This is a genomic window from Streptomyces sp. MAR4 CNX-425, assembly GCF_048656465.1.
Taxonomy (GTDB): domain Bacteria; phylum Actinomycetota; class Actinomycetes; order Streptomycetales; family Streptomycetaceae; genus Streptomyces.
Genome location: NZ_JBMDLF010000004.1, coordinates 82,751 through 102,776, shown reverse-complemented (window position 1 = coordinate 102,776; position 20,026 = coordinate 82,751). Strand labels below are relative to the sequence as shown.

General features: G+C 72.8%; 12 protein-coding genes and 1 rRNA gene. 2 read left to right on the top strand and 11 right to left on the bottom strand.

Annotated features, from left to right (window positions below; translation table 11 throughout):
• Window positions 1-28: 28 nt before the first annotated feature.
• Together ACHZ99_RS13535 and ACHZ99_RS13530 are read right to left on the bottom strand one after the other, a co-directional pair.
• Window positions 29-682: a response regulator transcription factor gene (locus tag ACHZ99_RS13535; RefSeq protein ID WP_420304774.1), complete on the bottom strand. Its 654-nt coding sequence runs from the start codon at window positions 680-682 to the stop codon at window positions 29-31.
• 32 nt (window positions 683-714) lie between these two features.
• Window positions 715-2,328 carry a sensor histidine kinase gene (locus tag ACHZ99_RS13530; RefSeq protein WP_420304773.1) on the bottom strand — a complete coding sequence of 538 codons (1,614 nt, stop codon included), beginning with the start codon at window positions 2,326-2,328 and terminating at the stop codon, window positions 715-717.
• Between the two features lie 120 nt (window positions 2,329-2,448).
• Between ACHZ99_RS13530 and ACHZ99_RS13525 the strand changes: the two genes are divergently transcribed.
• Window positions 2,449-3,279, top strand: coding sequence for an Fpg/Nei family DNA glycosylase (locus ACHZ99_RS13525; protein WP_420304772.1), 831 nt, complete (start codon window positions 2,449-2,451; stop codon window positions 3,277-3,279).
• An 85-nt stretch (window positions 3,280-3,364) separates the two neighbouring features.
• Here the strand turns inward: ACHZ99_RS13525 and ACHZ99_RS13520 are convergent, their stop codons facing one another.
• The 8 genes from ACHZ99_RS13520 to ACHZ99_RS13485 form a co-directional block, all read right to left on the bottom strand.
• Window positions 3,365-3,736 carry a helix-turn-helix domain-containing protein gene (locus tag ACHZ99_RS13520; RefSeq protein ID WP_420304771.1) on the bottom strand — a complete coding sequence of 124 codons (372 nt, stop codon included), beginning with the start codon at window positions 3,734-3,736 and terminating at the stop codon, window positions 3,365-3,367.
• Window positions 3,737-3,826: 90 nt separating this feature from the next.
• The gene (locus tag ACHZ99_RS13515; RefSeq protein WP_420304770.1) at window positions 3,827-4,393 is read right to left on the bottom strand and encodes a CinA family protein; all 567 of its coding nucleotides are present in this window, start codon (window positions 4,391-4,393) and stop codon (window positions 3,827-3,829) included.
• Entirely contained in the window at window positions 4,390-4,992 is a 603-nt protein-coding gene (gene pgsA, locus ACHZ99_RS13510) for a CDP-diacylglycerol--glycerol-3-phosphate 3-phosphatidyltransferase (protein ID WP_420304769.1), read from the bottom strand. Before pgsA ends, ACHZ99_RS13515 begins: the two co-directional genes overlap by 4 nt.
• Window positions 4,989-6,575 (bottom strand): 30S ribosomal protein S12 methylthiotransferase RimO, encoded by a 1,587-nt coding sequence (gene rimO / locus ACHZ99_RS13505; RefSeq protein ID WP_420304768.1) that lies wholly within the window; start codon window positions 6,573-6,575, stop codon window positions 4,989-4,991. Before rimO ends, pgsA begins: the two co-directional genes overlap by 4 nt.
• Before the next feature lie 144 nt (window positions 6,576-6,719).
• A complete protein-coding gene (locus ACHZ99_RS13500; RefSeq protein ID WP_420304767.1) occupies window positions 6,720-7,535 on the bottom strand; it encodes a helix-turn-helix domain-containing protein in 816 nt (271 codons plus the stop codon).
• Window positions 7,536-7,718: 183 nt separating this feature from the next.
• Window positions 7,719-10,436, bottom strand: a complete 2,718-nt coding sequence (locus ACHZ99_RS13495; RefSeq protein ID WP_420304766.1) for a DNA translocase FtsK — start codon at window positions 10,434-10,436, stop codon at window positions 7,719-7,721.
• A gap of 90 nt (window positions 10,437-10,526) precedes the next feature.
• On the bottom strand, window positions 10,527-11,189 hold the full coding sequence (locus ACHZ99_RS13490; protein WP_420304765.1) for a response regulator: 663 nt from the start codon (window positions 11,187-11,189) through the stop codon (window positions 10,527-10,529).
• A 243-nt stretch (window positions 11,190-11,432) separates the two neighbouring features.
• Complete coding sequence (locus tag ACHZ99_RS13485) at window positions 11,433-16,865, bottom strand: HAMP domain-containing protein (RefSeq protein WP_420305200.1); 5,433 nt, start codon at window positions 16,863-16,865, stop codon at window positions 11,433-11,435.
• 346 nt (window positions 16,866-17,211) lie between these two features.
• On the opposite strand from ACHZ99_RS13485, the gene ACHZ99_RS13480 reads away from it, so the two are divergent.
• Entirely contained in the window at window positions 17,212-19,839 is a 2,628-nt protein-coding gene (locus ACHZ99_RS13480; protein ID WP_420304764.1) for a SpoIIE family protein phosphatase, read from the top strand.
• A gap of 67 nt (window positions 19,840-19,906) precedes the next feature.
• Here the strand turns inward: ACHZ99_RS13480 and rrf are convergent.
• Window positions 19,907-20,023 (bottom strand): 5S ribosomal RNA (rrf, locus tag ACHZ99_RS13475).
• Between the last annotated feature and the right edge of the window lie 3 nt (window positions 20,024-20,026).

The following is a 20,026-nucleotide window of genomic DNA, read 5'->3' as shown; positions in this document are numbered from 1 at the left end:
CCGTGAGGGGGTGTACGGAGCCGCGGTCCTACTCCACCCGGCGGTTCAGGTACGTCAGCACCGCCCGCACCCTGCGGTTGTCGTCGTCCGACGCGGCCAGGTCCAGCTTCGCGAAGATGTTCGTCGTGTACTTGCTGACCGCGCCCTCCGACAGGAACAGCTGCCGCGCGATCGCCGCGTTCGAGCGGCCCTCCGCCATCCCGGCGAGCACCTCCCGCTCCCGCGGCGTCAGCCGCCCCAGCGGCTCGTCCCGCGCGTTGCTCGCCAGCAGCTTCGCGATGACCTCCGGGTCCATCGCCGTGCCGCCCTCGGCCACCCGCCGCACCGAGTCGACGAACTGCCGCGCCGCGAACACCCGGTCCTTCAGCAGGTAGCCCACCGCCCCGCGCCCGTCCGCCAGCAGCTCCCGCGCGTACAGCTGCTCCACGTGCTGCGACAGGATCAGCACCGGCAGGTCCGGCCGCTCCCGCCGGGCCGCGAGCGCCGCCTGCAGGCCCTCGTCCGTGAAGGTCGGCGGCAGCCGGATGTCCACCACCGCCACGTCCGGCCGTTCGGCGCGCAGCGCCGTCAGCAGCTCCTCGCCGGACTCGACCGCCGCGCAGATCTCCATGCCGTGCGCCTGGAGCAGCCGCGTCAGCCCGTCCCGCAGCAGGTACTGGTCCTCCGCCAGGACGACTCGCACTGCCCCGCTCCTCTCCGCCCCGCCGTCCCCCGTCAGCACGCCTGCTTCGCGCCGCCCTTCCGCCACCGCCGCAGCAGCGGCGGCACCCCGGTCAGGCCCAGCGCCACCATCGCCAGCACCGTCGGCCAGCGCAGCGGCTCCGGCATGTACAGGGCGAGGAACCACGACCGGTTGTCCGTGCCCAGGACCAGCAGCAGCCCGGTGACCAGCCCCTGCGGGAACAGCGCGACGGAACACACTACCGGGGCCAGGGCCGTCAGCCACAGCTCCCCGCGCCCCGCCGCCCGCCCGCGCGGGCCTCCGGTGTCCCCGCCGTCCGCCGGCTCCGGCTCGCAGTACTCCGCCCCCAGCGGGCACGGGATCTCCACCGCCACCGTCGTCGGCCCGCCCTCCGGGCTGCTCACCGCCAGCACCCCGTCGAACGGCTTGATCCGCCGCTCCACGCCCCGCAGCCCGCCCCCCGCCGCGGGCACCGCGCCGCCGCGGCCGTCGTCGGTGACCGTCGCGCACAGCACCCCGTCGCGGTGCCACAGGTCGATGTCCACCCGGTCCGCCCCGGCGTGCTTGCCCGCGTTGGCCAGGATCTCCGCCACCGCGAAGTACGCCGCGGACTGCACCGGGTCCGGCAGCCGCCCGCGCAGGTCGGCCTCGACCCGTACCTCCAGCGCGCTGTCCAGCGCCAGCGCCCGTACGGCGTCGGCGAGACCCCGCTCGGCCAGCACCGGCGGGTGGATGCCCCGTACCAGCCCGCGCAGCTCCCGCAGCACCGCCGACGACGAGTCCTGCGCCTGCCGCAGCAGCACCTTCGCCGCCGCCGGGTCGCTGTCGACCAGCTCCTCCGCCGCCGAGACGGTCATGCCGAGGGCCACGAGCCGCGCCTGCGGGCCGTCGTGCAGGTCGCGCTCGATGCGCCGCACCTCGGCCGCCTGCCAGTCGGTGGCCGCGGTGCGCTTCTCGTCCAGCGCGGCGACCTCAAGCGCCAGCTGCGACGCCCGCGTCGGCGCCAGCAGGGACCGCGTCCAGCGCGCGTGCAGCGCCATCGCCGACGGCCCGGCCGCCACCCCGAGCGCGCACAGCGCCGCCCCCACCGGCACCAGCGCCAGGGCGGTGTCCCGCGAGGCGACCTCGACGCCCGCGTAGTCGACGAGGGTGTCCCCGGGATACGACGGGTCCCACAGGAGCGGCAGCGCCATGCCGAACAGCCCGTAGCCGACGGCGAGCAGCGGCAGCACGGCCAGCGCCAGCCCGACGACCGGCTCGGTGACCAGCCACAGGGTGTCGCGCCAGGTCGCGCGGTCGGACAGCAGCCGGTGGACGCGCTCGAAGAACTCCGGCAGCCGGGGGCTGCGGTAGCTGACGCCCAGGTGCCGGTAGCGCCCGTCGGGGCCGGGCCGGGCGTGCGGCGGCGTGGGGAGGTACGGCGCGGGGATCGGCCGCGCGGTCCAGCGGCCGGTCAGGGCGCGCGCCAGGTTGGCGACGCCGCGGGCGAGGCCCACGGCCCACGGGAAGACGAACATCAGGCCCAGCCCGAAGGCGACGACGAGCGAGGCGAGCATGACCGCCTGCACCACGCTCACCAGCGGGGCCAGCGCCACCAGCACGACGGCGCGTCCCTGCGCGGTCACGTACGGCCGCAGTCTGTTCATGATGCCTCCCCGTTCCGTCCTCATGATGCCGCCCATCGTGTCCCGCGCGGCGTCCCGGGCACCGCCCCCGCAGGCCCCGGACCGGGGTGGGTCCAGCCCCACCCCTGGCACGATGGGGGCGTGCCCGAAGGAGACACGGTCTGGCGCACCGCGCGCCTGCTGCACGAGGCGCTGGCCGGGCGCCGGCTGACCCGCTGCGACCTGCGCGTGCCCAGCCTGGCCACCGCCGACCTGACCGGCCGCGAGGTCACCGAGGTCGTGCCCCGCGGCAAGCACCTGCTGACCCGGGTCGAGGGCGGGCTGACGCTGCACTCGCACCTGCGGATGGAGGGCGCCTGGATGCTGTACGGGCCCGGGGCGCCCTGGCGCGGCGGGCCCGGGCACCAGATCCGCGCGGTCCTCGGCAACGCCGGCCGTACGGCGGTCGGCTACCGGTTGCAGGTGCTGGAGCTGCTGCGCACCGCCGCGGAGGACAGGGTCGTCGGACACCTCGGCCCCGACCTGCTCGGCCCCGGCTGGGACCCGGCGGAGACGGAGCGCCGGCTGCTCGCCGACCCCGCCCGCCCGCTGGGCGAGGCGCTGCTGGACCAGCGCAACCTCGCCGGCATCGGCAACGTCTACAAGTCGGAGCTGTGCTTCCTCGCCGGCGTCAGCCCGTACGCCCCGGTGTCCGCGCTCCCGGAGCCCGCCCGGCTCGTCGCCGCCGCCCGGCGGCTGCTGGTGGCGAACCGGGACCGGGCGGCCCGTACGACGACGCCGAGCCGGCGCCCCGACCGGCGGCTGTGGGTCTACGGGCGCGGCGGCCGGCCGTGTCTGCGCTGCGGCACGGCGGTACGCAGACGGGCGCAGGGGGACGCCGCGGACGCGGGAAACGGGGCGGACGCGGGGGCGCCGCCCACGGAGCCGGGGAGGGTGACGTACTGGTGCCCGCGCTGCCAGCCGGGCGGGTGAGCGCGGCGGGCACGCCGAGAGCCCGGTCCGCATCGGGCGGGACCGGGCTCTCGCAGGCTCTTCTTCGCGCGGCGCCCCGGGGCGCTCAGGCCGCGACGGGGTCGGGCTCCTTCGGAGCCCTGATGGTGGTCCGCTCGCCGTCGGGCATCCCTGTAACCGACGTCACAGTGAACGACCGCACGGGAGCCGGGATGGGCTCGGTCGCCGCGGCGGACTGGGCCAGCTCCGCGAGGGCGAGCTCGCCGCTCACCTCGCGCATCAGCTCGGACATCCGGACGTCGAGGGCATCGCAGATCGAACTCAGCAGCTCGGAGGACGCCTCCTTCTGGCCCCGCTCGACCTCCGACAAATAGCCGAGGGAAACACGCGCTGACGAGGAAACCTCGCGCAGCGTCCGGCCCTGGCGCTGTCGCTGCCGGCGCAGCACGTCACCCAGCAGGCGACGGAGCAAAATCATGCGTGGCTCCCTCCTAGGACCTCGGATCCGGATCCTCTCCGCTCCACCGTACCGCCTCACACCGTGACAGTGCGGCGACGGAAGTCATCTTCACCGTTCGCCAAGCGAGGAATGCGAGGCTCCCTGATCTGGATTTTCCGGGTATTTCCGGCTCTCCTGCCCCTGCGGTGCCGCGTCCAGGTGGCGCCGGAGGAGCGCCAGGGCCTCCCCCGCGGCCGCCGTGCGGATCTCCGTGCGAGACCCCGCCAGGTTCAGCGACCGCGTCTCGCTGCGCCCCTCGGGACCGGCCACGGCGACGAAGACGGTACCCGGCTGCTGGCCGTCCTGGGGATCCGGCCCGGCGACGCCGGTGGTCGCCACCGCCCAGTCCGCGCCGAGCCGCCAGCGCACCCCCGAGGCCATCTGCCGGGCGACCTCGCCGTCGACGGCGCCGCGCTGCGCGAGCAGCGTGCTGTCGACGCCGAGCACGTCCCGCTTGAGGTCGGTCGCGTACGTGGTGACGGCGCCCCGGAACGACCGGGAGGCGCCGGGCACCGCGGTGATCTCGGCGGCGACGAGACCGCCGGTGAGGGACTCGGCGACGGCGAGGGTGACGCCGCGCTCCTCGCACAGGGCGAGGAGGTCGGCCGCGGTCCCGTGGGTGTTCTGTGTGGTCACTGGACTCTCTGCTCCCGTTCGGCGGCCAGCCCCCTGCGGCGGAGCACGATCGCCTGCTTGACGTAGTCCAGGCCGGTCACCACGGTGAGGACCACGGCCGCGGCCATGATCCAGAAGCGCAGTGTGGCGAGCGGTCCGGTGAGGGTGAGGATGTACATGCCCACGGCCACCCCCTGAGCCAGGGTCTTCAGCTTCCCGCCCCGGCTTGCCGGGATCACGCCGTGCCTGATCACCCAGAACCGCATGAGGGTGATGCCGAACTCCCGCGCCAGGATCACGATCGTCACCCACCAGGGCAGGTCGCCCAGCGCCGACAGGCAGATCAGCGCGGCGCCCATGATCGCCTTGTCGGCGATGGGGTCGGCGATCTTCCCGAAGTCGGTGACGAGGTCGTAGCGGCGGGCCAGCTCCCCGTCGAAGAGGTCGGTGATCATGGCGATCGTGAAGGCGGCCCACGCGAACGAGCGCCAGGCCGGGTCGTGGCCGCCCTGGGCGGCCATGAGCAGCACGAACGCCGGTACGAGCAGCAGCCGCACCATGGTGAGGACGTTGGCGATGTTCCACAGACCGGCCTGACCGGCGGCCGGGGCGGGGCTCATCTCGCGGCCTCCCCGGCCGGCTCCCGGGGGCGCCGCCGATCGGGCTCGCCTATCGGCTCCGCCACCAGGTCCACGCCTTCGCTCGCCACCACCTTCGCGGTGACCAGCGCCCCGGGCGCCGCGTCCGGCGCGGTCCCGCCGACGAGCAGCGTCACGCCGTCGGTCTCCGGCGCCTGGTGCGCCGCCCGGCCGACGACCTCCGTGCCCTCGGCACCGGCGCCCCCATCCCCGGCGCCGTCCGCGTCGGCGTCCTCGACCGCGTCCACCAGGACCCGTACCGTCTCGCCGACCCGCTCCTCGGCCCGCTGCGCGGTCAGCTCCTCCGCCAGCCGCGTCATGTGCGCCAGCCGCTCCGCGACCGCCTCCGGCGCGACCTTCGACTCGTACGACGCGGCCTCGGTGCCCTCCTCGTCGGAGTAGCCGAAGATCCCCACGGCGTCCAGCCGCGCCCCGGTGAGGAAGCGCTCCAGCTCCTCGACGTCCCGCTCGGTCTCGCCGGGGAAGCCGACGATGAAGTTCGACCGGGCGCCCGCCTCCGGCGCCCGCGAGCGGATCTCCGAGAGCAGTTGCAGGAACCGCTCCGTGTCCCCGAAGCGGCGCATCGCGCGCAGCACCCCGGGGGCGGCGTGCTGGAAGGACAGGTCGAAGTACGGCGCGACCTTCTCCGTCGACGTCAGCACGTCGATCAGCCCGGGGCGCATCTCGGCGGGCTGGAGGTAGCTGACCCGGATCCGCTCGATGCCGTCCACCGCGGCCAGCTCGGGCAGGAGGGTCTCCAGCAGGCGGACGTCGCCGAGGTCCTTGCCGTACGAGGTGTTGTTCTCGGAGACGAGCATGATCTCGCGTACGCCCTGCTCCGCCAGCCAGCGCGTCTCGCCGAGGACGTCGGAGGGCCGGCGGGAGACGAAGGAGCCGCGGAAGGAGGGGATGGCGCAGAACGTGCACCGCCGGTCGCAGCCGGAGGCCAGCTTGACCGAGGCGACCGGCCCCGAGCCGAGCCGGCGGCGCAGCGGCGGGCGCGGCCCGGAGGCGGGGGCGAGCCCGGCGGGCAGGTCGGCGGGCGCGGAGCCGGCGGCGGAGCCGGGGTCCGCGGCGGCGGCCGTGTCCCCGTGCCCCGGCAGCGCCGCCGCGCCGCCGGCGGCGGCGTCCTGCCGCTCCGCGGGGCTGATCGGCAGCAGCTTGCGCCGGTCCCGCGGGGTGTGCGCGGCGTGGCCGCCGCCGGAGAGGATGGTCTGGAGCCGCGTGGAGATGTCGGCGTAGTCGTCGAAGCCGAGGACGCCGTCGGCCTCCGGCAGCGCGTCGGCCAGCTCCTTGCCGTAGCGCTCGGCCATGCAGCCGACGGCCACGACGGCCTGCGTACGGCCCGCGTCCTTGAGGTCGTTGGCCTCCAGCACGGCGTCGACGGAGTCCTTCTTGGCGGCTTCGACGAACCCGCAGGTGTTGACGACGGCGACGTCCGCGGCGGCGGCGTCCGCGACGAGGTCCCAGCCGTCCGCCGCCAGGCGGCCCGCGAGCTCCTCCGAGTCCACCTCGTTACGGGCGCAGCCGAGCGTGACAAGGGCGACGGTACGGCGTTCAGGCATGGGCTCAGCCTACTTCGTCCCGCGCCCGCAAACCGCCGCCGACCAGCCGCATTCCGCACGCCCGTCCGAAGCACGGGCGCGCGAGGGCACGGGCGTGCGAGCCTTGCCGCAGGCCGGGCCCGCCGCGCCGCCCGCCCGGGCCGGTCAGCCGGCCTCCGGATCGCCCTTCGTGTACGTCAGGCGCTCCACCTCGCCGGGCTGGAAGTCCTCTTCGATCTGCTTGCCGTTGACGAAGAGGTCGACGCCGCCGGCGTTGCCGAGGACGAGGTAGATCTTCTCGCTGTCGGTGACGGTGACGGAGTCGCCCTGGGCGAGGACGCCCTCCTCCAGCGCGCGTCCGTCGGCGCCCTGCGCGGAGATCCAGCTCTGCCCGTCCGCGGCGACGATCCGCAGCGTCACCTTGTCCGGCGGCGCGCCCGCGACGGCGCTCTCCGAGGGCTGCGGGCCGCGGCTCTGCCGGTCGTCGGCGTCCTTGCCGGAGTCGGGGTCCTTCGTCTTGCCGGAGTCCTGCGACTCCCCGGCCACCGCGGAGCCGTCCGGCTCGTCCTCGTCGCCGCCGGCGAAGACGGTGAAGCCCACGAAGCCGACGACGGCCAGGATGGCGGTGACCATGGCGGCGGTCCAGTTGGGCCGGCGCGGCTCGGGGCGGATGCGCTCGGCCTCGAACATCGGGGCGGCGGGTGTCGGCACGGGCCGGCCGCCGTGCTCGGCGTCGAACTGCTCGACCAGGCCCTCGGGCGCCAGGCCGACCGCCCGCGCGAGCGTGCGCACGTGCCCGCGGGCGTAGACGTCGCCGCCGCAGCGGGAGAAGTCGTCCTGTTCGATGGCATGGATGATCGGGATGCGCACACGCGTGGACAAGCTGACCTGTTCGACGGACAGCTTGGCGTCAAGGCGGGCCTGCTGAAGTGCGCGACCGACGGAAGGACGGTCGCCTGTGGGGGAGTTGCCGAGGGACACGTGGGCGCCTTTCGGGGTGAGCCACCTGCCGGGTGTTCAGTCTAGGGGGGTTGTAAAAGGATCGGCCAACCGGTCGAGCACACTTAATGGGCCATCGGGATAGACGTACAGCCCGACCGCGGTTCACCCGACCGGCCCATGGATGTGACGCATCAGACCCCGAACCGGTTGCCCGCGTCGCCGCTACGGGTGATCCTGCCCCCGCAGCTGGGCGAGCACTCCGTCCATTTCATCTGGTTTGATGAGTACGTCCCTGGCCTTCGAACCCTCACTCGGACCGACGATGCCGCGCGACTCCATCAGGTCCATCAGCCGGCCCGCCTTGGCGAACCCGACGCGCAGCTTGCGCTGGAGCATCGAGGTGGAGCCGAACTGCGTGGAGACCACCAGCTCGGCCGCCTGGCAGAGCAGGTCGAGGTCGTCGCCGATCTCCTCGTCGATCTCCTTCTTCTTCGCCCCGCCGACCACCACGTCCTCGCGGAAGACCGGCGCCATCTGGTCCTTGCAGTGCTGCACGACGGCCGCGACCTCGTCCTCCTCGACGTAGGCGCCCTGCAGCCGGACCGGTTTGTTCGCGCCCATCGGCAGGAACAGCCCGTCGCCCTTGCCGATCAGCTTCTCGGCCCCGGCCTGGTCGAGGATGACGCGGCTGTCGGCGAGGGAGGAGGTGGCGAAGGCGAGCCGGGAGGGCACGTTCGCCTTGATCAGGCCGGTGACGACGTCGACGCTGGGGCGCTGGGTGGCGAGCACCAGGTGGATGCCGGCGGCGCGGGCGAGCTGCGTGATCCGTACGATCGCGTCCTCGACGTCCCGCGGCGCGACCATCATGAGGTCGGCCAGCTCGTCGACGATCACCAGCAGGTACGGGTACGGGGCCAGCTCGCGCTCGCTGCCGGCCGGGGCGGTGGCCTTGCCGGAGCGGACGGCGGCGTTGAAGTCGTCGATGTGCCGGTAGCCGTAGGCGGCGAGGTCGTCGTAGCGCAGGTCCATCTCGCGCACGACCCATTGCAGCGCCTCGGCGGCCCGCTTGGGGTTGGTGATGATCGGCGTGATCAGGTGCGGGATGCCCTCGTACGAGGTCAGCTCCACCCGCTTGGGGTCGACCAGGACCATCCGCACGTCCTCCGGCGTGGCCCGCGCCATGACGGAGGTGATGAGGCAGTTGATGCAGGAGGACTTGCCGGAGCCGGTGGCGCCGGCGATGAGGATGTGCGGCATCCTCGCGAGGTTGGCCGAGACGTAGCCGCCCTCGACGTCCTTGCCGAGGCCGACGAGCATGGGGTGGTCCTCGCCGGCCGCGTCCGCGGAGCGCAGCACGTCGCCGAGCTTGACCATCTCGCGGTCGCTGTTGGGGATTTCGATGCCGACGGCGGACTTGCCGGGGATGGGGCTGATGATGCGCACGTCGGGGCTGGCGACGGCGTAGGCGATGTTCTTCGTCAGCGCCGTGATGCGCTCGACCTTCACGGCCGGGCCCAGCTCCACCTCGTACCGGGTGACGGTCGGGCCGCGGGTGAAGCCGGTGACGGCGGCGTCGACCTTGAACTCGGTGAAGACCTGCGTGAGGGAGGCGACGACGGCGTCGTTGGCGGCGCTGCGCGTACGCCCCGGGCCGCCGCGCTCCAGGATGTCGAGGGACGGCAGCGCGTAGGTGATGTCGCCGGAGAGCTGGAGCTGCTCGGCGCGCGGCGGCAGGGCGGCCGGGTCGGGCTCGGCGGACTTCTTGGTGAGGTCGGGGACGGACGACTCCGCGTGCTCCGCGCGGGCGGCCTCCTCCTCCGCGCCGGGCTCCTCGCGCGCGGCCGGTACGCCCCCGGTGCGCTCGGCGACGCCGTGGGTGAGGCCGGCGAGCAGCGGGGACGGCTGGACGCCGTGCAGCACGGCGCCGTCGAGGTCGGTGGCCGCGGCGGCGGCCGCGTCGATGGGGTCCATCCCGCCGTGCTCGCGGTCGGCGGCGGCCCGGCGCGCGGAGGGCGACGGCGCGGCGGGCGCGGCCTTGCGGGGACGGCGGCGGCGCGGCGGGGGCGGGTCCTCGTCGCCGGAGTCCTCGTCCGTACGGACCAGGCTGTCGCGCCAGTCGTCGTCGAAGTCCTCCGCCTTGGCCACCGCCGCCGGGTCGGGACGCGGCGCCACCAGCCCGAGCCGTACCCCGGCGGCGTGGATCCGGTCCGGGATCCGGGCCACCGGGGTGGCGGTGACGACGAGCAGCCCGAAGACGGTCAGCAGCACCAGCAGCGGCAGCGCGAGCACGTCGCCGAGCGTGGTGACCAGCGGCCGGGACACGGCCCAGCCGACGAACCCGCCGGAGTCCCTGATCGTCTGCGCCCCCTCGCCGCGCCCGGGGGTGCCGCAGGCCAGGTGCACCAGCCCGAGCACGCCGACGACGAGCGCGGAGAGGCCGATGACGATGCGGCCGTTGGCCTCGGTCTTCTCGGGGTGGCGGATGAGGCGTACGGCGATGGTGGCCAGCAGTATCGGCACGAGCAGGTCGAGGCGGCCGAAGGCGCCGGTGACCAGGATCTCGACCAGCTCGCCGACGGGACCCTGAAGGTTCGACCAGGTGCCGCCCGCGACGATCAGGGCGATGCCGAGCAGCAGCAGCGCGAGGCCGTCCTTGCGGTGGGCGGGGTCGAGGCCCTTGGCGCCGCGCCCTATGCCCCGGAAGAGGAAGCCGACGGTGCGGGCGAGGCCGAGCCAGACGGCGCGCAGCAGGCGCAGCACACCCGCGGTGGGCGAGGGGGCCGGCTTCTTGGCCGGCGCCTTCTTGGCGCCGGCGGCCTTCTTCGCCGGCGGCTTCTTGGCGGGGGCCTTCGCGGGCGCCTTCTTCGCCGCGGGCTTTTTGGCCGTGCTACCTCCGGACCGCTGCCGGGAGTTGCCGCTGCCAGAGGTACGTGAGGCCATGGGTGCGAGATTACCGGCAGCGCCCGCACGGGACACGTAGGACGTGCAGGTACGCATCCCCCGCGCACCCCGGCCCGGGCGGGCCGGGGGCTACTCCGCGTCGGGGCGGGAGCCGGGCTCCAGGGCGTCGATCGCCTTGCGCAGCCCGGTGAGTTTCCGCTCCAGGTGCGCGGCGGTGGCGACGACGGCGGACTCCGCGCTCGACCCGCTCAGCTGCTTCGACAGCGCCTCGGCCTGCTCCTCGGCGGCGGCGAGCCGGGCGGACAGCTCGGCGAGCAGCCCGGTCTGCGCGGTCCCGTCGCCGTTGCCCTTCTGGGTGCCCTCCAGCTGGAGCCGCAGCAGGCCGGCCTGCTCGCGCAGCTGGAGGTTCTTCATGTACAGCTCGACGAAGACCGAGACCTTCGCGCGCAGCACCCAGGGGTCGAAGGGCTTGGAGATGTAGTCGACGGCTCCGGCGGCGTACCCGCGGAACGTGTGGTGCGGGCCGTGGTTGATGGCCGTGAGGAAGATGATCGGGATGTCGCGGGTGCGCTCGCGGCGCTTGATGTGCGCCGCGGTCTCGAACCCGTCCATGCCCGGCATCTGCACGTCGAGCAGGATCACCGCGAAGTCCTCGGTCAGCAGCGCTTTGAGCGCCTCCTCCCCGGACGACGCCCGGACCAGGTGCTGATCCAGCGCGGAAAGGATGGCCTCCAACGCCAGCAGATTCTCCGGCCGGTCGTCGACCAGGAGAATCTTGGCCTTCTGCACCATGGCCTGCCCTCCTCGCCCCGGCGGTGTGCCGGTCCTCGTCGCGGAAGACGCGCCCACCGTGCCCGCCGCCCTCGTGCCGGTCATCGTATCCACACCCCGAGACTCGCCACACCCTGTCACCGAGTTGTCACCGCCCACACTGCGACAACGCGCCTGCGATCAGTTTGGTTCCCGGAATCCCGTGTTCTCACACGCATTTGGACACACTGAGTCATCAAAGTGCGGGATCTCGCGGCGATTTGACTACTCTCCGCTCATCCACTCGCTCATCACCGTGAGCAATCGGTCGGTATCCACCGGTTTGGTGACATAGTCCGACGCGCCCGCTTCGATGCTCTTCTCCTTGTCGCCCTTCATCGCCTTCGCCGTCAGCGCAATGATGGGCAGCCCGGCGAACTGCGGCATCCGGCGGATCGCCGCGGTCGTGGCGTAGCCGTCCATCTCCGGCATCATGATGTCCATCAGCACCACGGCCACGTCCTCGTGCTGCTCCAGCACCTCGATGCCCTCGCGGCCGTTCTCCGCGTAGAGCACCGCGAGCCCGTGCTGCTCCAGCACGCTGGTGAGCGCGAAGACGTTGCGGATGTCGTCGTCGACGATCAGCACCTTCTCACCGCTGAACGTGCCCCGGAAGCGCGGCGCCGGCAGCCGGTCCCGGGCCGCCGCCTCGTCCGGCCCGCCGCCGTCCGCGGAGAGGCCGCCGGAAGCCGCTCCAGGCGCCGCTGCGGCGTCCGGAGCGCGCCCGTCGCCCGCGGCCCCGGCCGGCTCCCCCGCGGCCGCTGAGCGGCCGTCAGCGGCCGCCCTCGGGCGCGTACGGCCCGAAGGCGGCGCCTCGACGTCGGCCGCGCCGCTCGCGACGGCCTCCACCGCCTCGGCGTGCTCCCGCCCCACCGCCGCGAGCGCGTCCGCGGCGGCCGCGCCGGCGACGGCGCCCGCGGCCGCGGACACGCCCGTGCCCGCCCGCCCGGGGGCGGGCAGCTCGGTCGGGTGCAGCGGCAGGTACAGCGTGAACGTCGAGCCGCGGCCCGGCTCGCTGTCGACGTGGATCTCGCCGCCCAGCAGCCGGGCGATCTCCCGGCTGATCGACAGCCCGAGCCCGGTGCCGCCGTACTTCCGGCTCGTCGTGCCGTCCGCCTGCTTGAACGCCTCGAAGATCACGCCCATCTTGTTGGCCGGAATGCCGATCCCGGTGTCGGTCACCGAGAACGCGATCAGCTCGGCGTCCGGGTCGCGCAGCGCGCCCTGCTCCAGCAGCTGTTCCTTGATGGCCCGCGGCACGTCGTCCCGGGCGGTGCGGATCAGCAGCTCCACCGCCCCGCTGTCGGTGAACTTCACCGCGTTCGACAGCAGGTTGCGCAGCACCTGGAGCAGCCGCTGCTGGTCGGTGCTGAGCGTCGCGGGCGGGTCGGGCGAGACCCGTACGGAGAAGTCGAGGCCCTTCTCCGCCGTCAGCGGCCGGAACGTGGCCTCCACGTAGTCGACGAGCTGCACCAGCGCGATCCGGGTGGGGCTCACGTCCATCTTGCCCGCCTCGACCTTCGACAGGTCGAGGATGTCGTTGATGAGCTGCAACAGGTCCGAGCCGGCGCCGTGGATCGTCTCGGAGAACTCCACCTGCTTCGGCGTCAGGTTCCCGTCGCCGTTGTCGGCGAGCAGCTTCGCGAGGATCAGCAGGGAGTTCAGCGGCGTGCGCAGCTCGTGCGACATGTTCGCCAGGAACTCGGACTTGTACCGCATCGAGACCGCCAGCTGCTCGGCCCGTTCCTCCAGGCCCTGCTTGGCCTCCTCGATCTCCACGTTCTTGATCTCGATGTCGCGGTTCTGCCGGGCCAGCAGCTCCGCCTTCTCCTCCAGCTCGGCGTTCGACTCCTGGAGCGCCTTCTGCCGCACCTCCAGCTCGCCCTGCCGGTCGCGCAGCTGCGCGGCGAGCTCCTGGGACTGGCCCAGCAGCACCTCGGTCTTGGAGTTGACGCTGATGGTGTTGACGCTGGTGGCGATGACCTCGGCGATCTGCCCCAGGAAGTCCTTCTGGATCTGGGTGAACGGCTGGAACGACGCCAGCTCCACCACGCCCAGCACCCGGCCCTCGAAGACCAGCGGGAGCACGATCACGTGCGCCGGCGGCGCCTCGCCGAGCCCCGAGGCGATCTTCAGATAGCCCTCGGGCACGTTCTCGACGACGATCGGGCGCCGCTCCTGCGCGGCGGTGCCCACCAGGGTCTCGCCCGGGCGCAGCACGTCCGGCAGCTCGCTGCCGGAGTGTCCGTACGAACCGATCATGCGCAGCTCGTACGCGTCGTCCCCGCTGGCCGCGCCGATCTCGACGACGGCCTCGGCGCCGGAGCGCTGCACCAGGAAGAACGCGCCGTGCTGCGCGGCCACCACCGGCGTCAGCTCGCTCATGATGAGCCGCGCGACGTCGGCGAGGTCGCGGCGGCCCTGCAACAGGCCGGAGATGCGGGCGAGGTTGCCCTTGAGCCAGTCCTGCTCCTTGTTGGCGATGGTCGTCTCGCGGAGCTTCACGATCATCGTGTTGATGTGGTCCTGAAGCTCCATCATCTCGCCGGAGGCGTCCACGTCGATCTTGAGGTTGAGGTCGCCGCGGGTCACCGCGGTGGCCACCTGCGCGATCTGCCGCACCTGGCTGGTCAGGTTGTTCGCCATCAGGTTCACGGACTCCGTGAGGTCCTTCCAGATCCCGGAGACCCCCGGCACCCGCGCCTGGCCGCCGAGGCGGCCCTCCGTGCCCACCTCGCGGGAGACCCGGGTGACCTCGTCGCCGAAGGACGACAGCTGGTCGACCATCGTGTTGATCGTGGTCTTCAGCTCCAGGATCTCGCCCTGCGCGGCCACGTCGATCTTCTTCGACAGGTCGCCGCTGGCCACCGCCGTGGTCACCATGGCGATGTTGCGCACCTGGTTGGTGAGGTTGGACGCCATCGAGTTCACGGACTCGGTGAGGTCCTTCCACGTACCCGAGACGCCGGGCACGCGGGCCTGGCCGCCCAGCCGGCCGTCGGTGCCGACCTCGCGGGCGACGCGGGTGACCTCGTCGGCGAACGACGACAGCGTCTTGACCATGGTGTTGACGGTGGCGGCGAGCTGCTGGACCTCGCCGCGGGCCTCGACGGTGACCGTGCGGGTCAGGTCGCCGTTGGCGACGGCGGTGGCGACCTGGGAGATGTTGCGCACCTGGCTGGTCAGGTTGACCGCCATCTGGTTCACGTTGTCGGTGAGGTCCTTCCAGATGCCGGAGACCCCGCGCACCCTCGCCTGGCCGCCGAGCTGGCCCTCGGTGCCGACCTCGCGCGCCACCCGCGTCACCTGCTCGGCGAACGACGACAGCTGGTCCACCATCGTGTTCACCGTCGTCACGAGTTCGAGGATCTCGCCCCGCGCGTCGACGGTGATCTTCTTGGACAGGTCGCCGCGCGCCACCGCGGTGGTGACCTCGGCGATGCTGCGCACCTGCGAGGTCAGGTTGTTCGCCATGGAGTTGACGGACTGGGTGAGGTCCTTCCACGTACCGGAGACGCCCTGGACCTCGGCCTGGCCGCCGAGCTTCCCGTCCGTGCCCACCTCGCTGGCGACCCGGGTGACCTGCTCGGCGAACGACGACAGCTGATCCACCATCGTGTTGATGGTGTTCTTCAGCTCCAGAATCTCCCCGCGGGCGTCCACGTCGATCTTCTGCGACAGGTCACCGCGCGCCACGGCCGTCGCGACCTGGGCGATGTTGCGGACCTGACCGGTCAGGTTGCCGGCCATGAAGTTGACCGAGTCCGTCAGGTCGCGCCAGACGCCCGCCACGCCCTGCACCCTCGCCTGGCCGCCGAGGCGGCCGTCGGTGCCGACCTCGCGCGCCACCCGGGTGACCTGCTCGGCGAACGACGACAGCTGATCCACCATCGTGTTGATGGTGTTCTTCAGCTCCAGGATCTCCCCGCGGGCGTCGACCTCGATCTTCTGCGACAGGTCACCGCGCGCCACGGCCGTCGTCACCTGGGCGATGTTGCGGACCTGACCGGTCAGGTTGGACGCCATGGAGTTGACGGAGTCCGTCAGGTCCTTCCACGTGCCCGAGACCCCCTCGACGCGCGCCTGCCCGCCCAGCCGGCCCTCCGTGCCCACGTCCCGCGCCATCCGCGTGACCTGGTCGGCGAAGGAGGACAGCTGGTCGACCATGGTGTTCACGGTGTTCTTCAGCTGGAGCATCTCGCCGGAGACGTCGACCGTGACCTTCTGCGACAGGTCGCCGTTCGCCACCGCCGTCGTGACCTGCGCGATGTTGCGGACCTGGCCGGTCAGGTTGCGGAAGGCCGTGTTGACCGAGTCGACGAGGTCCTTCCACGTGCCCGCCGCGCCCGGCACCTGCGCCTGCCCGCCGAGCTCGCCCTCCGCCCCGACCTCGCGGGCGACCCGCGTGACCTCGGCGCCGAAGGACGACAGCTGGTCGACCATCGTGTTGACGGTGTTCTTCAGCTCCAGCATCTCGCCGGCCACGTCCACGGTGACCTTCTGCGACAGGTCGCCGTTCGCCACCGCCGTGGTGACCTGCGCGAACTCGCGGACCTGCCGGGTGAGGTTGGAGAAGGCGGTGTTCACCGAGTCGGTGAGGTCCTTCCAGATCCCCGCCGCGCCCGGCACCTGCGCCTGCCCGCCGAGCCGCCCCTCCGCGCCGACCTCGCTGGCCACCCGGGTGACCTCGCCGGCGAAGGTGCGCAGCGTCTCGGTCATCGTGTTGATCGTGTCCGCGAGCTGGGCGACCTCGCCGCGTGCGCTGACGGTCACCTTCTGCGACAGGTCGCCGTTGGCGACCGCGGTGGTGACCTGCGCGATGCCGCGCACCTGGGCGGTGAGGTTGCCCGCCATCAGGTTCACGCTGTCCGTGAGGTCCTTCCACACCCCGCCGACGCCCTCGACCTGCGCCTGCCCGCCCAGCTCGCCCTCGGTGCCCACCTCCCGGGCCACCCGCGTCACCTCGGAGGAGAACGCGGAGAGCTGGTCGACCATCGTGTTGACGGTGTTCTTCAGCTCCAGCATCTCGCCGGCCACGTGGACGGTGACCTTGCGCGACAGGTCGCCCTTGGCGACCGCCGTCGTGACCAGGGCGATGTCGCGGACCTGGGCCGTCAGCCGGTACGCCATGGTGTTCACGGAGTCCGTGAGGTCCTTCCAGGACCCGGCCATCCCGCGCACCTTCGCCTGGCCACCGAGCTTGCCCTCGGTGCCGACCTCGCTGGCGACCCGGGTCACCTCGTCCGTGAACACCGACAGCTGGTCCACCAGCCCGTTGACCGTGCGCCCCATCTTCAGCACCTCGCCGCGCAGCGGGTGCGGGGCGCCGTCCTGGCCCTGCGGCCGCAGGTCCATGCGCTGCTGCAGATCGCCGTCCGCCACCGCGGTCAGCACCCGGCCGACGTCCGCCAGGGGGCGTACGAGATCGTCGACCAGCGCGTTCGACGCGTCGACCGCCGCCGCCCACGACCCCTCGCAGGGCCCCGCGGACAGCCGCTCCGCCAGCTTGCCCTCGCGCCCGACCATGCGCCGCACCCGCGACAGCTCGCCGGTGACGTGCAGGTTACGCTCAGCGACCTCGTTGAAGACCTCGGCGACCTCGGACATCAGCCCGTCACCGCCGACCCGCAGCCGCTTGCGGAAGTTGCCGTCCCGCATGGACTCCAGCGCGCCGAGCAGGCGGTAGAGCGAGGCCGTGTCGACCTGGGTCGTCCCGGAAGGCGTCCGGGAGCGCCCGCCCTTCGTGCGCGGACTCACGCCCTGCGCGCTCGCGTCAGACTCCACTGTGTCCCTCCCGCAGGGTCGACGTACACCTCGGGCTCCCTCCGAAGCCCTCCCAGTGTTTCACCCCGCCCCCGACAGGCCATAACAGTTCGGCGGCTAAGGCGCACTTTCCGAGTGTTAAGAGAAGGATCCGGCATCTGTCCGCAGGGGGAAGGTAAGTACCCTGGCATCCGCCGTCCATCCCTTCAGCCGGGAGAGTGGCACATCGAGAGGAGACCTGGTGACCACCGCGCGGGCTGCGGCCACCTTCGAGCCGGTCGGGCGCTCCGTCGCCGCGGCCAGGACCTTCGTCCGCGACACCCTCCAGGGCTGGGGCCACCCGGAGGCCACCGACGACGCCGTCGTACTGACCAGTGAACTTGTGACAAACGCCATAATTCACGCGGGTACGGCAGTAGACGTCCTTTGTGTCCGGATGGCCGACGCGGTACGGATCGAGGTCGCGGACCGGCACGCCGAGCGCGAGTTGCCCCTGCACAGCCCCGCGCTCCAGCCCACCCCCCTCGACCGCGAAGGCGGCCGCGGCCTGATGCTCTGCGCCGCCCTCGCGAGCCGCTGGGGCGTCGACTACACCGCGGAGCACAAGCGCGTCTGGTTCCAGCTCAACGTCGCCGAGCCGCCCGCCGGCACCCGCGCCGCCGGCCCCGAGCTGGCCGTCGACGAGCTGCCGCTGGCCGAGGAGCGCATCCGCGTCGCCGTCGTCCGCATCGACCGCGGCGGCCTGGTCAGCGAGTGGAACGACGACGCCCGCGACCTCTTCGGGTACGAACCGGAGAAGGTCGTCGGCAAGCCCCTCGGCGACCTCGCCGCCTGGCCCCACACCCCCGGCACCGGCACCGGGCTCGCCGAGGCGCTCCAGCTGTCCCGCTGGGAGGGCTCGTACGGCATCCGCTGCAACGACGGGCGCGTCACCCCCGTCTACGCCTCGCACATGCGCCTGCGCGACTCCGCCGGCGACCCGTCCACCATCTGCCTGATGGTCCGCGACCGCGAACGCGCCGTCCTCCAGAGCCCCCTGCGCGCCCCCGCCGGCGACGGCGGCGAGAGCCGCACCGGCACCTTCCCCGGCGGCGACTCCTTCGAGGCGTTCATCGGCACCCCCTCCCCCGACGACCTCGACGGCCTGTTGCAGCGCACCGTCGAGCGCGCCCGCGACATGCTCGCCGGCGACGCCGCGTACCTGCTGCTCGCCACCGACGACGAGACCGAACTGGAGGTGCGCGCCTCCACCGGCCTGCCCTCCGCCCGCCAGCGGTTCGCCCGCGTCCCCGTCGAGACCGGCACCGGACGCTACGGCTCCGCCCGCCTCCCGGCCGTCCACGAGGACCTCATGGCCGACCCCGACGCCGTGCCCCTGCTGGCCGCCACCGGCATGCGGTCGGTCGTGTCCGTACCGCTGAAGGTCGAAGGACGGCTCACCGGCTCCCTCGGCGTCGCCGCCGAGATGCCCGGCCGCTACACCAACGAGGAGGCGCTGCGGCTGCAATTCGCCGCCGACCGCATCGCGCTCGCCGTCGAATCCGCCCGGCTCGGCGAGCTGGAGCGGCTGCGCCGCGGCTCCCTGTCCTTCCTCGTCGAAGCGTCCGACCTGCTCGCCGGCACCCTCGACCGGGACCAGACGCTGGCCCTCATGGCCCAGATGATCGTCCCCACGCTCGCCGCCTGGTGCGCCGTCTACACCCTCCCCGAGCAGGCCGAGCCCGAACTGAGCTACGTCCTGCACGAGGACGAGGAGCGCATCGACGACCTACGGGCCCTGCTCGCCCGCATCGACCCGCCCGAGGCCGTCCTCGTCCCCGGCGCCCGCCTGTGGCGCGGCCCCGGCGACGCGGCGCACACGCTGGCGCTGCGCCACTCGTTCCTCAGCGTCAGCATCGCGGGCAACACCACCCTCGCCGAAGACGCCGAAACATCCCTGGCCACGGCCGCCACCGTCGGTGGCGAAACCGTTGTGCTGCCGCTCGTCGCCCGCAACCGCGTCATCGGCATGCTCGTCCTGGGCAAGCCGACCGACGAGCACTTCCGCCAGGAGATCCTCGAACTCGCCGAGGACCTCTCCCGCCGGGCGGCCCTCGCACTCGACAACGCCCGCCTCTACAGCGAGCGCACCACCATCAGCCAGTCCCTGCAACGCAGCCTCCTGCCCCCGGGCCTGCCCGACGTCCCCGGCGTCGAGGTCGAGGTCATCTACCGTCCCGCGGGCGAAGGCAACGAGGTCGGCGGCGACTTCTACGACCTCTTCGAAATCCGCGACGGCACCTACGGCTTCGCGATCGGCGACGTCTGCGGTACGGGCCCGGAAGCCGCCGCCGTCACGGGCCTCGCCCGCACGGCCCTGCGCCTGCTGGCCCGCGAGGGCTTCGGCGGCCCGGCGGTACTGGAACGCCTCAACGCCGCCATCCTCGACGAGGGCGCCCGCGGCCGCTTCCTCACCCTGCTCTACGGCGAACTCTGGCCCCAGCCGGACGGCAGCGCGGTCCTCAAAACCGTCTGCGCCGGCCACCCGCCCCCGCTCCGCCTGCGCCCCGACGGCACGGTGGAACAGGCCACGGAATCCCAGCCGCTCCTGGGCGTCATGGACGACCTGGAGCTGCACAGCGAAGAGCTGGTCCTCGACCCGGGCGACGTCCTCCTCTGCGTCACGGACGGCGTCACCGAACGCCGCGAAGGCACCCGGATGCTCGGCGACGAGGGCCTGGTCGACGTCCTCACGACATGCACGGGCCTCACGGCCGGCGCGGTGGCGGCCCGCGTGCTGCGCACGGTGGAACGCTTCGCGGCGGAGCCCGCGTCGGACGACATGGCGATCCTGACCATGCGGGTACCGGGTCAGCGGAACGGGAGCTGAGGGCCGCCGAAGGGTGCGGAAACGACTGAACCCCCGGACGGTGTCCGGGGGTTCAGTCGTAAAGTTTGTTCGGCGGTGACCTACTCTCCCACACGGTCCCCCGTGCAGTACCATCGGCGCGGTCGGGCTTAGCTTCCGGGTTCGGAATGAGACCGGGCGTTTCCCCAACGCTATGACCACCGAAACA

What these genes read in the sequence shown, in the direction of transcription:
- ACHZ99_RS13530 (WP_420304773.1), bottom strand. Translation starts at nt 2,328, where the DNA reads ATGAACAGACTGCGGCCGTACGTGACCGCGCAGGGACGCGCCGTCGTG.
- ACHZ99_RS13520 (WP_420304771.1), bottom strand. Translation starts at nt 3,736, where the DNA reads ATGATTTTGCTCCGTCGCCTGCTGGGTGACGTGCTGCGCCGGCAGCGA.
- pgsA (WP_420304769.1), bottom strand. Translation starts at nt 4,992, where the DNA reads ATGAGCCCCGCCCCGGCCGCCGGTCAGGCCGGTCTGTGGAACATCGCC.
- rimO (WP_420304768.1), bottom strand. Translation starts at nt 6,575, where the DNA reads ATGCCTGAACGCCGTACCGTCGCCCTTGTCACGCTCGGCTGCGCCCGT.
- ACHZ99_RS13495 (WP_420304766.1), bottom strand. Translation starts at nt 10,436, where the DNA reads ATGGCCTCACGTACCTCTGGCAGCGGCAACTCCCGGCAGCGGTCCGGA.
- ACHZ99_RS13490 (WP_420304765.1), bottom strand. Translation starts at nt 11,189, where the DNA reads ATGGTGCAGAAGGCCAAGATTCTCCTGGTCGACGACCGGCCGGAGAAT.
- ACHZ99_RS13485 (WP_420305200.1), bottom strand. Translation starts at nt 16,865, where the DNA reads ATGCGGGACGGCAACTTCCGCAAGCGGCTGCGGGTCGGCGGTGACGGG.